Here is a 14108-nt window from a genome sequence, read left to right as displayed (position 1 = left end):
TCCTGCGCGCAGCGTGCGCGCCCGGGGCCGTGCGGACTGGGCACGACCGGGGCAAGCCTAGCCGATGCCCGGTCGGTCGTGGTGCGAGCTCTGGCCGCTAACCTAGTGAGATGAACAGTTCTCTGCCGGCATCCGCTCACAATCACTGGGTGATCACCCTGGTCTGCGCCGACCAGCCCGGAATCGTGCACGCCGTCAGCGGAGCGATCGTCTCGGCGCACGGAAATATCACCGAGAGTCAGCAGTTCTCGAGCGCCGATACCGGCCGATTCTTCATTCGTCTGCAGGTGGAATCACCCACCGATCGCGCCACGCTGCAAGCCGCCTTGGCCCCCGTGATCGCGCGCTACGACATGCATTCCACCATCGATATCGTCGGACGGCCGCTGCGCACTCTGGTGCTCGCCTCGACTGCCGGGCACTGCGTCAACGATCTGCTCTTCCGTCAGCGCGCCGGGCAGCTCGCCGTTGACATCCCCCTCGTTCTCAGTAACCACGGCACCCTGCGCGACCTGGTGGGCTTCTACAGCGTTCCGTTCGAATCCCTGCCCATCACGGATGCCGCGAGCAAGACCGCCTTCGAATCTCGCGTGATCGAGGCCGTCGACGAACACGACATCGAGCTGGTCGTGCTGGCGCGCTACATGCAGATCCTCTCCCCCGAACTCTGCGCTCGCCTCGAAGGCCGGGCCATCAACATCCACCACTCATTCCTGCCCGGTTTCAAGGGTGCAAACCCCTACCGCCAGGCGCATGCCCGCGGGGTGAAGCTCATTGGCGCAACCGCGCACTTCGTCACGAGCGACCTCGACGAAGGCCCGATCATCGAGCAGAACGTCGTGCGCGTTGACCATTCCCGCAGCGCGAACGAACTCGTCGCGATCGGACAGGACGAAGAGAGCCGCACCCTCAGCCAGGCCGTGAAGTGGTTCGCTGAGAATCGAGTGCTGCAGGACGGTGTGCGCACCATCATCTTCAAGTAGTTTCTGCCCCGCGGTGCGCCACAGCGCTGCCCGGTGCGCGACGCGGCGGCGGGTCGGTAAGCTTGACGAGTGACCGACGCACCTGCCCAGACCCAGATCAGCCCCAACGAAATCCTGCGGTTCGTGCTCGAACTCTTCACCTTCGTCAGCCTCGGAATCTGGGGTTTCGCCACGTGGCCACTGCCCTGGCCCGGCGTCTTGATCGGCATCGGCGCACCCGCACTCGCACTCCTGCTCTGGGCACTATTCCGTTCTCCCAAGGCCGTCATCAGAATTGACCCGTTCGGCAAGGCCCTCGTCGAAATCTGTGTCATGGGCTCCGCGGTGTTCGCCTGGTTCGCCCTGGGCCAGCCGATTGTCGCGATCGTCTTCGCGGTTGTCGCCACACTCAGCGGCATCATCGCCGGGCGCAAGGAACTCAGCTAGCTAGGCTCCCGGAAAGGGTTCGCCGTAATTCGAGCCGATTTCGTTCAGCACGCGCAACTGCTCATCGCTGAGCGTGACGACGCTTCCATTGCCGAGCTCTCGCTCCAGTTCGGGCTCACCTGGCGTAAGTGCCGGTGATCCCGGCAGCGGCGGACTGCTCGAGTGCACGGCGTCGACCAGCGACGTGATCTGCTCTGCATAGGCGCCCGGGTGCCGTTCTCCTGGCACGTTGAGGGCGATGAACAGATGTCCGAGATGCTGCGGCTCCGAGGCGTCGCCATAGAGCGCAGAGACGAATGGACTGGTCTTGGCACCCGACAGGGCCAAAATGCCGTCGATCATGAACGCCAGTCCGAAGCCCTTGGGCCCGCCGCTTGGCAGCAGTGCTCCCTCGAGGCCCTGTTGCGGATTCGTCGTGGATTGTCCCTGTGCGTCAACGGCCCAGCCCAGAGGGATGCTCGAACCTTCTTGCGCGGCGACGACGAGTTTTCCATAACTCGCCTCGGTTGTCGCCATGTCAAGTTGTGGCCGAGCCGGTGCGGGAAGCGGAAGCGCAATCGAGAGCGGGTTCGTACCAAGCACCGGCATTCCGCCGAACGGTGCGCACATCACCGCATCGGTGTTGCACGCCGCAATGCCAACGAAGCCGCCCTCGGCCATCATGTCGGTGTAGAAACCCGTCGCCCCAAAATGGTTGGCATCACGCACGAGCACACACCCGATTCCGTACTTCCGCGCGCGTTCCATCGCCTGCTCGACCGCGGCGACGGCTGACGAAGCGCCCGGCCCGTTGTCGGCGGTCATAACCGCCATCGCACCCGAATCCTCGACCAGATGAACGTCAGGGTTCGAGTTGATGCCGCCGGCCTTGATACGCTCCAGGTAGGTCGCCAGACGGATGAATCCGTGGCTGATCACCCCGCGCCGTTCGGCATATGACAGATTTGCCGCAACGATCTGTGCCGCTTCGCCACGCAGTCCGGCGTTGCTCAAAATCGCTGCCGCCCACTGCTCGACGGAGCGGGAGTCTCGCGCGCTCACGCGTACACCGTGCCCGGCAGGCTGCCATCCATAATGTATCCGCCATCGATATCGAGAGTTGTTCCGGTGCAGTAGCTCGAGTCCGGCGAGGCGAAGAAACAGATCCCCGCGGCGATCTCACTCGCATCACCAATACGCCCCATCGGCACACGCTGGGCGATCGCCCTCTGAATTTCTTTGGTGTAAATCGGGGTCGTCATTTCACTCCACGTTGCACCGGGGCGCACACAGTTCACACGGATACCGGCGGATGCCCATTCCGATGCGAACGTGCGGGACATGGCTTCGATGCCGCCCTTGGCCGCGGTATACGCGCTCGCGTTCGGTTCGCTGATCACAGCGTGAATCGACGAGACATTGACGATCGATCCCGGAAGTTTCGCCGCAATCAGCAGTCGAGCGACAGCCTGGGAGAACGTGAAGACGCTGCGCAGGTTGGTCGAGATCACGGCATCGAACAGCTCGAGCGGCGTCTCGGCGGCCGAGGCCAAGCGAAGAACGGAGGCGTTGTTTACGAGTACCTGAGGGGTACCCATCTCGGCGGCGATCTGTGCGATCACTGCGGTTGCCGCGTCGGAGGAACACACATCCGCTCGGTACGCGTTCGCCGTGCATCCGCTCTCACCCAGACTCGCGGCGAGCTCATCGATGCTCTCCTGGTTGATGTCAATGAGCGCCAGTTTGGCACCTTCGTTGGCGAGGCGCGTTGCCGTAGCCCGGCCGATTCCTGCGCCAGCTCCCGTGACAACCGCGGTGATTCCATCAAATCTCATGCTGTGTGCTCCTTCTCTTTCTGGCGCAGAACGACACGACCTCGTGTGTCCAGGCCCTGCGGGATCTGATCGAGCGATGTCAGCTCGGCCGAAAGTGTGAACTCTGCGCTGAGTCTGCCGTGGGGCGCCAGCTCGCGGGCCGTGCCTGCGACAATATGCTCGGCAAGCGCGCGTGAGGGAGAGGCAACATGCGGCTCCACCGCGACGATGTGATGCTGGCCCCACCATGGAAAGTCTCCGACACCCCGACATTCCTGCCAGATCCACAATTCGGGGAACTGCTCGACGGGCCAGCCCATCGAAACGGTGAGCCCTGACGATTCGTTGCGAAGTGTGTACCAGCCTTGGTCCGGCTGCGCATAGAGCAGATCAGTGGTTCCCGCATCGTTGGCGTTCAACGTGAGCGTGCTCACGCCCTCCACCGAGCCGCCGCCCACGACCTCACCGGGAGCGAATGATTGGTTCTCCGAGAACTTATCTGGGTGGGAAACCGCGCACGCGAACGGCGCATAAAGCACGGATGGCTCTGCCGTCACTGCCCTCGAGAAGGCCGGGTGCATCGCCCAGGTGTACGGCAACGCGCGAGCAGAGAGATTGACGATCTCACTGCGGATGCGCAACGTCGGCTCCCCCGGAACGAGTGAGATCGTTCGCTCCATGCGCACCGGATACCGTGTGAGGTCTGTCATGCAGACGAGGCGATCGCTTCCGTATCGGTGCTCTCTTCTCACCGACCAAGCCAACTGGCAGGCCTCGCCATGAAAGGGAAGCGTTACGCCCATCACAACCGAGGAGTCCGCAGTGTTCGGGAAGAGCTCCTGCATGCCACCGCGATAGGTGTCGTAGAACGAATCGGCGAACATCGGAAGTGGCGCCGTGCCGGATCGCGCCGACGTGCGTGGGTCTCGCCAGAGCAGTTCCTCGCCACTTTCCCTGTGCATGAGCGAGACGAGGTCTGCGCCCTGGTTCGGGTCGATTTCGATGCTCAGAAACTCGTTTGTGAGGGTGAAGGAGACATCGTCGTTCTTAGACATGCGCCTCTCCCCCCGATGAAATGACTGAGGGCGTTTCATCCCTCAAGTACTCGTTGACGTAGGTGATGTGCTCGGTCATCGCCTGACGAGCGGCGACCGCATTCCCCTCCATGATCGCGTCGTAAACGGCGCGGTGCTGAGCATCGGAATGATCGATTGCACGCGGCAGCTTTGTACCGAACATCATGCTTCGAGTGATGGGCTCTCGCACCGCGTCAACCAGCACGCTAAAGACTGTGTGGTCGGCCAGCCGGGCGATCTCCCTGTGATAGCCCAGGTCGGCTGCCACGTGAGCGGCCGGGTCGTCGTGAGCGTCGAGGAGTCGTTCCAGCCACTGGGTCAATGCAGCTCCGTCGCCGACTCGTTCTGCGGCGCGCGCGGCAAGTTCCGGTTCAATCAGAATTCGAACGTCACCCAGCTCGGTCAGGGTCACATGCCGCAACTGCAGAAGCAGCTGTAGTGACGCCTTTAACGGGTCGGGCGAGGGCTCAGCCACCATAGTTCCCTTGCCCGGTCGCGCCACGACGAGTCCCTTTTGTCCCAGAATTCCAAGAGCCTCACGCAGCGCGTTGCGACTCACATTCAGCATTGCGGCGAGCTCACGTTCCGACGGCAGGGTGTCGCCGGGCTTCAGGCTGTGATCCAGGATCAGACTTTCGATGCGTGCCACCACAGCATCCGTCGCACGCACGTGGTGCACCTGTTCAAACATTGACATTGACTACTCCAGACGCGTTCGACTGAGGCTCTGGATAGTGCAGGGCAAAACCAGGTACGTCGACTGTCATCCGAGAGACATGCCACCGACCCAGGCTTGCAATGAAGAGGCTCGACATTGATTCTCCACCGAACGCGACATTAGTAGGGGCCGAGATCGCGGTTCCCTTGGGGTCGTCGGCGAAGATCACGAGCTCGCCAGTCGGGTCGAGCCGGTAGAGGCGGTCTGGCCGGTAGCACGCGATGTAGAGGCGACCTGCGGTGTCGAACGCGATGCCGTCTGGAACCGTGCCCGGCATCATCACGACAGTTTCGGGCTCGCCAGCCGAACCGTTGGACTGGATCGGGATCCGCGTCACACCGGGAAGTGTCGACTCGACGACGTAGAGAAATGCACCATCGGGAGAGTGCGCGATTCCGTTCGTGAACGAAGCGGCGCCCTCTGACCACACCTCCACTGCTCCATCAGGGCTACGTCGGTAGATGCAGCCCTGAGATTCGCCCCAGACACCAGAATCCGAGATGTAGAGCTCACCCGTGGCCCCGAATGCCAGAGAGTTTGGCAGTCGCATCGGCCGTTCCGGTGTACCGGTGCACAGCGTCTCGACATCACCGGATGGACTCATCCGCAATACGGCCTTGGCCTTGGTGTCGCAGGCGTAGACGTTACCGTCCCGGTCGAGCGCGATGCCGAGGATGAAGCCGTCGGTCGATCCGACGATCGTTGGACTGCGCGTTTCGACGTCGATTCGATAAATTTGACCTGCCTCTCCACCGGCGTAAACGAAGCCGTCGAGTCCATAGGCTACGCACTCCGGGTGATCGAGATCATCCGCAATGACATCAATCATCGGGTCGCTCCAACCGTGCTGGAATCGAGTGCGCCAACTGTGACGTCAGGCGTGGGGCGTGACGGTGGCGATGGAGGCGTTTTGCCCGTCTTCGGCCGAACGTCACTACTTCGGCTTGCGAACCTGTCGAGCACGACGGCGACGATGAGCGCGCTGCCCTTGGCTACGTACTGCCAGAACGGCTCCACGCCGACCAGGTTCAACCCGTTGCTCAGGAATCCGACGATGAGAGCACCCAGCACAGTTCCGCTGATGCGGCCCGACCCTCCGGCCAGGCTAGTACCACCGAGGATGACGGCGACGATGACATCGAATTCGAAGCCGACCCCGATGTTCGGGTCACCAGTGCCGAGTCGCGAGCTCAGCACGATGGCGCCGACACCTGCGGAGAGTCCTGCCATCAGATAGAGCAGGAATAGGACCCGCCCGACCCGCACACCGGCGAGGCGTGCCGTCTCCTCATTGCCTCCGATTGCATAGACGTGGCGGCCGAACACCGTGCGGTTCAGCAGCCAGCTGAAGAAGATGACCGCGGCGATGGCGATCAGTACCGGCGACGGCAAGCCGAAGAGTGAGGAGGTGCCGATCGTGCTCCATGCGGCCGGCAGCCCGACCAGGATCGCGCTGGGCGTGATCAGATAGGCCAGGCCGCGAGCGATGTTGAGCGTTCCCAAAGTGGCGATGATCGGGGTTACCTTGAGCCCAACGACGATCACACCGTTCAGCGCACCGATTGCAGCTCCGAGCGCCAACGCCGCCAGATAAGAGAGGAGCAGATTAGCTCCGTTCGAGGCCAATGCTGCAGCAAGAACACCACAGGCGGCCAGGGTGCTGCCGACAGAGAGGTCGAGACCGCGCGCGATCATGACGAGTGTCACGGCACATCCGACAGTGATCACTGCGGCGCTGGACCGCGTGACGTTCTGAATGTTCTCGATGGTCAGGAATCTATCGCTCATCAAGGAAAAGACCACGACGAGTGTCGCCAGAATAGCCAGAGTCGCGATTGTGGGATTCTGTCGCTGCTTCACGAGCCAGCGCATGAGCCACCGGGAGTTCACTTTCATATCACTGCCTTCTCGTGCGCCATGGCGAGCGCAACAATTGCTTCTTCGGTAGGTTCGTTGCTGAGCGTCCCGGCGGGTTCACCCTCGCGCATAACCAGGATGCGATTTGAGAGCCCGATGACCTCGAGCAAGTCGGACGAGACGACGATGACGGCGAGCCCCGCCCGAGCCAGTTCGTCGATCAGTCGGTACATCTCGGCCTTAGCACCGACGTCGATGCCCCGGGTTGGTTCGTCGAGCAGAAGAACCTTGGGTTTCATGGCGAGCCAACGTGCCACAACGACTTTCTGCTGGTTTCCGCCAGACAATAGGCCGATGTGCTGGGCGAGTGAGGGCGTCTTGATCCGAAGTTCTTCAACGAACTGTTGCGCCAGCAACGCTGACTTCTTTCTCCATCCACGCCCGCTGGCCCGACCGGCCCAAGTGAGCGTGAGGTTCTCTTCGACGGAGCGGAGCGCGACAATTCCTTCGCTGCGGCGGTCAGCGGGAACCATTGCGATACCGCTATTGATCGCCTGTTGACAGCTCGGCCAGACCCGTTCGGCACCGTCAAGCCTGATGGTGCCGGTCGTGACCTTATCGAGGCCGAAGAGAGCACGCAACACTTCGGTACGGCCAGAACCGACAAGCCCGGCAATGCCCAGGACCTCACCCGATCTGACACTGAGCGAAATGTTTCGCACCTCGCGCGTGCTCACAGACTTCGCCTCAAGGATCATGTTGCCGACCTCACGGTCCTTCGGTGGGAAGATTTGGGTGACGTCACGACCCACCATCGCCCGCACCATAATCGCACTGTCGATGTCGTCGCCTTCCAGAGTGCCAACAATCGTGCCGTCTTTGAAGACAGTGACCCGGTCTGCCACATCGATCACTTCTTGAAGACGGTGGGTCACAAACACCACTGCTTTACCGACAGAGCGCAGCATGCGCATGACATCGAACAACCGCTTCACTTCGTCGCTGTCGAGGGTGGCGGAGGTTTCGTCAAGAAAGATGACTCGCGCCTCGAGGTTCAAGGCACGTGCAATCATGACCGCTTGCTTTTCTGCGGTGGAAAGCGTTCCGACGAGGCGAGCGGGGTCGAGTCCTTCGAACCCAATTTGGTCGAGTAGCTCGGTGGCCCGCTGGTTTGTCACATGCTTTCTGACCTCGGGCCCGCGCCGCAATTCATGTCCGAGCATGATGTTGTCTGCGATGGAGAGCCCGTCGACGACGCTGAGTTCCTGCAGAATGAAGCTCAGACCGGCGTTCATCGCGTCCCCGGGTTTCGAGATAGTGACGGGCCTGCCCTCGACAAGAATCTCTCCGGAGTCGGGAGCGTGAGCTCCCGCCAGGATCTTGATAAGTGTCGACTTGCCCGCGCCGTTCTCGCCAATCCAACAGTGGATCTCCCCAGGCCGCACGCTGACGCTCACGTCAACCAGTGCTTTGACGCCAGGGAACGATTTGGTAATTCCTACTACGTCGAAAGCCGCGGGCATCCGCCCTGACAGAGCGGTACGTTCTGCCAGGGAGGAGCCAGTGACTAATTGGGGTACTGTTCCGTGAGCCATTTGGTGATGCCATCATCTGAAGGGTTGATCGCCGGGTAGCCGACGACAACTTGGGTGTCCGGCTTTGCCTTTCCTTCCACTGCCGCAGAGAGAAGGTTGAATGCCGCGTACGCGAAGTCGCGCGGTGGGTAGCCGGACTCTGCCTTGTACGGCGAAGCCGGGTCCTTCATCGATTCGAGTGCCGGCCGTGAGCCGTCGACTGCGGCCAATACTCCCCAATCTGCGGAGTATTTGTTGGCCGTTTTGAGCGCGGCAACGGTGCCGAGCGACGAGTCATCGTTGATTCCGAAGATGACGTTGATGTCAGGGTTTCCCTGAATCAGGTCGCTTGCGGCGGGGTTCGCCTTGTCGATGACGCCTCCGCCATCCACAGCCTGAACGACCTTGGCCGTCGGGATCTGAGAGAGGAAGCCAGTCAGGAAGCCGTTCTTTCGGTCTTCGACCTGCGGGAGCTTGGGCAAGTCGACAATTCCGATGTTTGCGGCACGGTCAGGGAACTTGGCTGCGAAGTAGGCCCCGGCGTTGCAACCGACGATTTGGCTGCCGGTGTAGTCGTCTGCGAAGACACGCGGCGCTGCGACAACGCGCGGCTGCACGTTGTAGGTGACAACCGGAATTCCCGCATCGATGAACTTCTGCACCTGGGGCACCGACGCGTCGCTGTCCTGCGGGGCGAACGCGACCGCATCAGGCTTGTCGGCGACAATGTCATCGACGAGCTGCTGAACCGTACCGGAATCGAACTTTCCGTCGTAGATCTTGACCTCGAACTTGTACTTCTCGCCCAGGGCCTTCCAATGTTCTGACACGGCCAGAAAGAATGGCTGCCCGAGACCCATCACAGACACTGCAACGCGCTTTCCCGTGAGGGCAGACGTCTCAGGAAGGGTCAGCCAGTCGCCCGGCTCCGATTCGTAACCCGTGAAGCCAGCCACCGTCGTGGGAATGTCGGCGACGGCTGCCGGGTCCTTCGGCGTGCAGACATCCGGGCTGAAAACGCTGGCAGCTGTGACATCAGTGATGGTGCCGGTTTCCGCCGCCGGTTGGGCCGACGGAGTCGAGCAGCCGGCGAGCAAGAAGATTGAACAGGCTGCGGTCGTCGAGGCTGCGAGTCCCATCCGCCGTGTTCGCGATCGCTGTGAAGTGCAGAACATGATCCTCCAATTCGTCGCATCGGAGGTGTTCCCCGACGCTGGGGCGTTTAGACCTGTGGACCGGTGGCCCGGTGGTCCTACCACGAGCAACCTATCTGACCACTAGGCTGACCGTCAAGCACTCCGTGAACTTTCGGCCACGGTCACCCCTGATTGCTGGGCCCGGAGGGGAACACGAGCGGAGGTGCGACCCCGTCCGTCGGTTGTCAGGCCTGAACCGACGAGGCCATAATCAAATTTCCGACCGAGCGCAGAGAGAGACTGATCACAATCAACCACTCGACCGCCCCCTCGCCTCACTTCAGTGAGCGGTCGATCGACCGTCTCGCCCACGCTCACGACGCGTCGCACTATCTGTTGGTCCCGCAGGCCGTTGCGACACCTAGCACCATCGCCGAGATCGCCGAGTTGTATCGACAGAGCCATACGCGCGGCATCCCCCTCACCTTCCGTTCCGGCGGCACCAGCCTGAGCGGACAGGCGGTGACCGAAGGCATCCTTGTCGACACTCGTCACCATTTCCGCTCCCTCGAGGTTCTGGATGCCGGTGCCCGCGTGCGCGTACAGCCCGGCATGACCGTGCGCCAGGTCAACGCGCGACTCGCTCGGTTCGGCCGCAAGCTCGGCCCGGACCCGGCGAGCGAGATTGCCTGCACCATCGGTGGCGTCGTCGCCAACAACTCGAGTGGCATGGCCTGCGGCACCGCGCAGAACAGCTACCAGACCGTCGAATCGATGGTGGTCGTGCTGCCGAGCGGCACCATCATCGACACCGGCGAGACGGATGCCGACGAGCGCCTGCGCCAGCTCGAGCCCGCCCTGTACGCGGGCCTGGCCCGACTGCGAGACCGGGTGCGGTGCAATCCGGCATCCGTCGCGTCGATTCAACGGCAGTTCTCGATGAAGAACACCATGGGCTACGGCGTGAATTCGTTCCTTGACTTCGAACGCCCCCTCGACATTGTGACGCACCTGATGATCGGCAGCGAGGGCACCCTCGGCTTCGTAGCCGAGGTCACGTTTCGCACGGTCCCGCTGCTCGCCCAGGTTGCGACCGGTCTCGCGCTTTTCCCGAGCCTCAATGCGGCCACCGCAGCGCTGCCGGCGCTCGTGGCTGCGGGGCTCGGCACCATCGAGCTGATGGATGCCACATCGCTGCGCGTCGCACAGACTCAGCCGGACAGCACTCCCGAGCTCGCCGCCCTGGCGATCGACGGGCACGCCGCGCTGCTGCTCGAGTATCTCGCCGAGAACGCAGACGACCTCGCCCGGCAACGTGCGGCAGGCGACGCGACGCTCACGGCACTCGATCTCGTCACCCCGCTCAGCCTCACCAGCAACTCCAGCGAACGGGCCAACCTTTGGCACATCCGCAAGGGCCTTTACACGACCGTCGCCGGGGCACGCCCGTCGGGAACCACCGCGCTGCTGGAAGACGTTGTCGTTCCCGTCCCCCGGCTACTTGACACCTGCGAGAGCCTGATCTCACTCTTCGACGCACATAACTATGAGGAAAGCGTGATTTTCGGGCATGCGAAGGATGGCAACATCCATTTCATGCTCAACGAGCATTTCGATGAGTCAGCCTCGCTGGCCCGCTATGAGCGGTTCACCGCCGAGATGGTCGACCTCGTGCTCGGGCAGGGTGGCTCGCTCAAGGCAGAGCATGGCACCGGTCGCATCATGGCTCCGTTCGTGCGCCGCCAGTACGGCGACGAGCTGTACGCGGTGATGAAAGAAATCAAGGCGCTCTTCGACCCGAAAGGTCTGCTGAATCCCGGCGTAGTACTCTCCGATGAGCCGGACTCCTACCTGGCCAATCTCAAACTCGCGCCGACCGTCGAAGAAGAGGTCGACCGCTGTGTCGAATGCGGCTACTGCGAACCGGTCTGTCCCTCGAAAGACATCACGATGACACCTCGGCAACGTATCGTCATTCGGCGCGAGATGAAGACCGCCGAGACCGCGGGTGATACGAAGCTCCTCGCCGAGTTGCGTCGCGATTACGAGTACGACGGCATCAACACCTGTGCCGTCGACGGGATGTGCCAGGTCGCCTGCCCGGTGAACATCAACACGGGCGACCTGGTGCGTCGGCTGCGCGCCGAAAACACGTCAGCACTCGAGCAGACGGCTTGGCTGGGTGCGGCCACGAGTTGGGGCACCATGACGCAGCTCGGCGGTCTCGCACTGACCGTCGCAGACACGATGCCGGCCCCTCTCGTCACTGCGGTGACGAAAGTCGGTCGCGCCCTACTCGGCGCCGACACCGTTCCGCTCTATGACGGCGCGCTACCGGGCGGCGGGGCGAAACGCCGCCCGCGGGCCGCGACAGACCCGGTCGCCGTCTACTTCACCGCCTGCATCGGGACGATGTTCGGTCCAGCTGCGGATGGCGCTGGAGTGGCCGACGCCTTTTTGACGCTGTGTGATCGCGCCGGGGTGAGCGTGATGGTTCCCGACGGCATCGACTCGTTCTGCTGCGGCACTCCCTGGAAGTCCAAGGGCAATACGCGCGGCTACGATCGCATGACCGAGGCGGTGCTCCCCGCGCTCCTGACGGTCAGCCGCGGCGGAGAGCTGCCCATCGTCTGCGATGCGGCATCCTGCACCGAAGGACTCGAGACGATGCAGGCGAATGCGCGGGCGGCAGGTGGCGACTTCGCGGCACTGCGGTTCGTCGATGCTGTGGAATTCGTCGGCGAGTACGTGATCGACCGTCTCACGGTGACCGCGCCGATCGCCTCACTGGCCCTGCACCACACCTGCTCGTCAACTCAGCTCGGTATCAACGACACGATGACGTCGATTGCGAAGCGAATCAGCCCCGACGTGCATGTACCAGTGGAATGGAGTTGCTGCGCCTTCGCGGGCGACCGCGGGTTGCTGCATCCGGAGTTGACCGCGTCGGCAACGGCCCGGGAGGCCGCCGAGGTCACCGAACGCAGCTACGCGGCATATGCCTCGGCAAACCGCACCTGCGAACTCGGGATGAGTCGCGCCACAGGTCAGGAGTACAGCCACGTGCTCGAGCTCGTCGAGCAGGCCACTCGCCCGTAGCGCTGCAGGCTCCCCGACTCGTCTAGTCCGCCGGAGCGGCCGTGGGGCTCAGCGCTGCGCGGGGAACACCACCGGGCATCCGTAGTGCATAGAGCGAGGTCGCGACGAAGAACACCGCACCGAGCGCGAAGGCCGCGGGGAACGACGCCACGTCGAGCAGTACGCCTGCCGCGAGCGGGCCCACAATCGCTCCGACGTCGGAAAACATGGAGAAGACCGCGACGGGGCGCCCGCTGCGCGAACCGGCGGCATCGCCCACCGCTGCGGCCGGCGCCGTGCCCATGAATGCGGATGCAACGCCATAGACGCAGAGCAATCCGGTCAAGATGTAGATATCGGGTGCGAAGGGAACCGCGACGATGATGATGGCAGCCACGGCATAGGAGCCGATGATCGCCTGCTTACGTCCGACAGTGTCGATGAACCGGGCGGCCGGCGCCAGCGCCAGGGTTTGAGCAACAGCAGCGACCGCGAAGGCGATGCCGGTCCATGCGGTCCGGCCGTTCAGCACTTCGACGATCAGTATCGGGATGAGCGCATTGCGCACGCCGAACGAGGTCCAACCCTGCGCGAAGTTCGCCAGGCAGGCGGCTCTGTACCGCGGGTCGGTGAGCACCTGCTGGAACGGAATGGCGGGCGTCGCGGCGTGCGGCAGCGTTGCGCCTCCGCGTTGCGGACGGCGCAGCATCGCCAGGCCGATCACGCCCGCCACAGCCAGCGTGCCGGCGTAGAAGAAGAAGGGAGCGGTCAACGAGATCGTGGCCAGCAGCCCACCGATGGCCGGCCCGGCCATTCCACCGAGCAGGAAGCCGCCCTGGTAGAAGCCGATTGCACGGGCACGCAACGTCGGCGAGGTCGAACCGAGCAGCAATGTCATTGCCGAGACTGTGAACATGGCCGACCCGATTCCGCCGACTCCGCGCAGAATCAGAAGCTGCGGGTAGTTGGCGGCCAGCCCGACCAGTCCGCTCGACACGGCGACAATGCCGATGCCAGCGGCCAACACCAAACGCTCGCCAGCCCAGTCGATCATGCGCCCACAGAACGGACTGGCGACAAGGCGCATGAGAGCGAACGCCGAGAGAACCGCACCGACTTCGAGATAGCCCACGTTGAAGCTGCGCACGAAGACCGGCAGCACCGGCACGACGACGCCGAATCCGACCATCACGAAGAACGAGATGATGCCCAGCACGTAGACATCGCGGGGCAAGCGCTCCCGTGCGTTGGTCGACAGACCATTCGACAACCCCGTCGACCCCTTGTTCTCGCCGGGTCGGCGTGTTGCGGTGCCGGTGCGGCGAAAAATGTTCATCACCCTAGGCTAAACGCTCCGACCAACAGCACATTCCCCACGCGAGTGAGCAGTTGTTGTTGCCTCAGCGAAGCTGAGCCAACAACAACTGCTCACTCGCGGGTTGGCACCGCGGGTTGACCGACAGAGTC

General features: G+C 62.9%; 12 protein-coding genes. 3 read left to right on the top strand and 9 right to left on the bottom strand.

Annotation, left to right across the window (positions count from 1 at the left end):
* Window positions 1-110: 110 nt before the first annotated feature.
* Both purU and HNR05_RS17100 read left to right on the top strand, forming a co-directional pair.
* Window positions 111-983 carry a formyltetrahydrofolate deformylase gene (gene purU, locus HNR05_RS17105; protein WP_179580295.1) on the top strand — a complete coding sequence of 291 codons (873 nt, stop codon included), beginning with the start codon at window positions 111-113 and terminating at the stop codon, window positions 981-983.
* A 69-nt stretch (window positions 984-1052) separates the two neighbouring features.
* A complete protein-coding gene (locus tag HNR05_RS17100) occupies window positions 1053-1409 on the top strand; it encodes a DUF2568 domain-containing protein (protein WP_179580294.1) in 357 nt (118 codons plus the stop codon).
* On the opposite strand, the gene HNR05_RS17095 is transcribed toward HNR05_RS17100, so the two are convergent.
* From HNR05_RS17095 to HNR05_RS17060, 8 genes are read right to left on the bottom strand one after another with little or no spacing between them, the layout of a single operon-like run.
* The gene (locus tag HNR05_RS17095; RefSeq protein WP_179580292.1) at window positions 1410-2450 is read right to left on the bottom strand and encodes an Ldh family oxidoreductase; all 1041 of its coding nucleotides are present in this window, start codon (window positions 2448-2450) and stop codon (window positions 1410-1412) included.
* A complete protein-coding gene (locus HNR05_RS17090; protein WP_179580290.1) occupies window positions 2447-3223 on the bottom strand; it encodes an SDR family NAD(P)-dependent oxidoreductase in 777 nt (258 codons plus the stop codon). The genes HNR05_RS17095 and HNR05_RS17090 overlap by 4 nt, the downstream gene beginning before the upstream one ends.
* Window positions 3220-4257 (bottom strand): DUF4432 family protein, encoded by a 1038-nt coding sequence (locus HNR05_RS17085; protein WP_179580288.1) that lies wholly within the window; start codon window positions 4255-4257, stop codon window positions 3220-3222. Before HNR05_RS17085 ends, HNR05_RS17090 begins: the two co-directional genes overlap by 4 nt.
* Window positions 4250-4975, bottom strand: a complete 726-nt coding sequence (locus HNR05_RS17080; protein ID WP_179580286.1) for a FadR/GntR family transcriptional regulator — start codon at window positions 4973-4975, stop codon at window positions 4250-4252. The genes HNR05_RS17085 and HNR05_RS17080 overlap by 8 nt, the downstream gene beginning before the upstream one ends.
* A complete protein-coding gene (locus HNR05_RS17075) occupies window positions 4962-5825 on the bottom strand; it encodes an SMP-30/gluconolactonase/LRE family protein (RefSeq protein WP_179580284.1) in 864 nt (287 codons plus the stop codon). The genes HNR05_RS17080 and HNR05_RS17075 overlap by 14 nt, the downstream gene beginning before the upstream one ends.
* On the bottom strand, window positions 5822-6892 hold the full coding sequence (locus tag HNR05_RS17070) for an ABC transporter permease (RefSeq protein WP_179580282.1): 1071 nt from the start codon (window positions 6890-6892) through the stop codon (window positions 5822-5824). The genes HNR05_RS17075 and HNR05_RS17070 overlap by 4 nt, the downstream gene beginning before the upstream one ends.
* Entirely contained in the window at window positions 6889-8376 is a 1488-nt protein-coding gene (locus tag HNR05_RS17065; RefSeq protein WP_179580280.1) for a sugar ABC transporter ATP-binding protein, read from the bottom strand. Before HNR05_RS17065 ends, HNR05_RS17070 begins: the two co-directional genes overlap by 4 nt.
* Before the next feature lie 44 nt (window positions 8377-8420).
* Window positions 8421-9566, bottom strand: a complete 1146-nt coding sequence (locus HNR05_RS17060) for a sugar ABC transporter substrate-binding protein (protein ID WP_179580278.1) — start codon at window positions 9564-9566, stop codon at window positions 8421-8423.
* Between the two features lie 390 nt (window positions 9567-9956).
* Here HNR05_RS17060 and HNR05_RS17055 point away from each other — a divergent pair, with 390 nt between their 5' ends.
* Window positions 9957-12662 carry an FAD-binding and (Fe-S)-binding domain-containing protein gene (locus tag HNR05_RS17055; protein ID WP_179581143.1) on the top strand — a complete coding sequence of 902 codons (2706 nt, stop codon included), beginning with the start codon at window positions 9957-9959 and terminating at the stop codon, window positions 12660-12662.
* Between the two features lie 22 nt (window positions 12663-12684).
* Here the strand turns inward: HNR05_RS17055 and HNR05_RS17050 are convergent, their stop codons facing one another.
* Window positions 12685-13977, bottom strand: coding sequence for an MFS transporter (locus HNR05_RS17050; RefSeq protein WP_179580276.1), 1293 nt, complete (start codon window positions 13975-13977; stop codon window positions 12685-12687).
* Between the last annotated feature and the right edge of the window lie 131 nt (window positions 13978-14108).

Origin of the sequence: Leifsonia psychrotolerans, assembly GCF_013410665.1 — a bacterium.
GTDB classification, from domain to species: Bacteria; Actinomycetota; Actinomycetes; order Actinomycetales; family Microbacteriaceae; genus Cryobacterium; species Cryobacterium psychrotolerans_A.
Note: the sequence above shows the minus strand (reverse complement) of the source record. Positions and strands in the feature narration are given on the sequence as shown.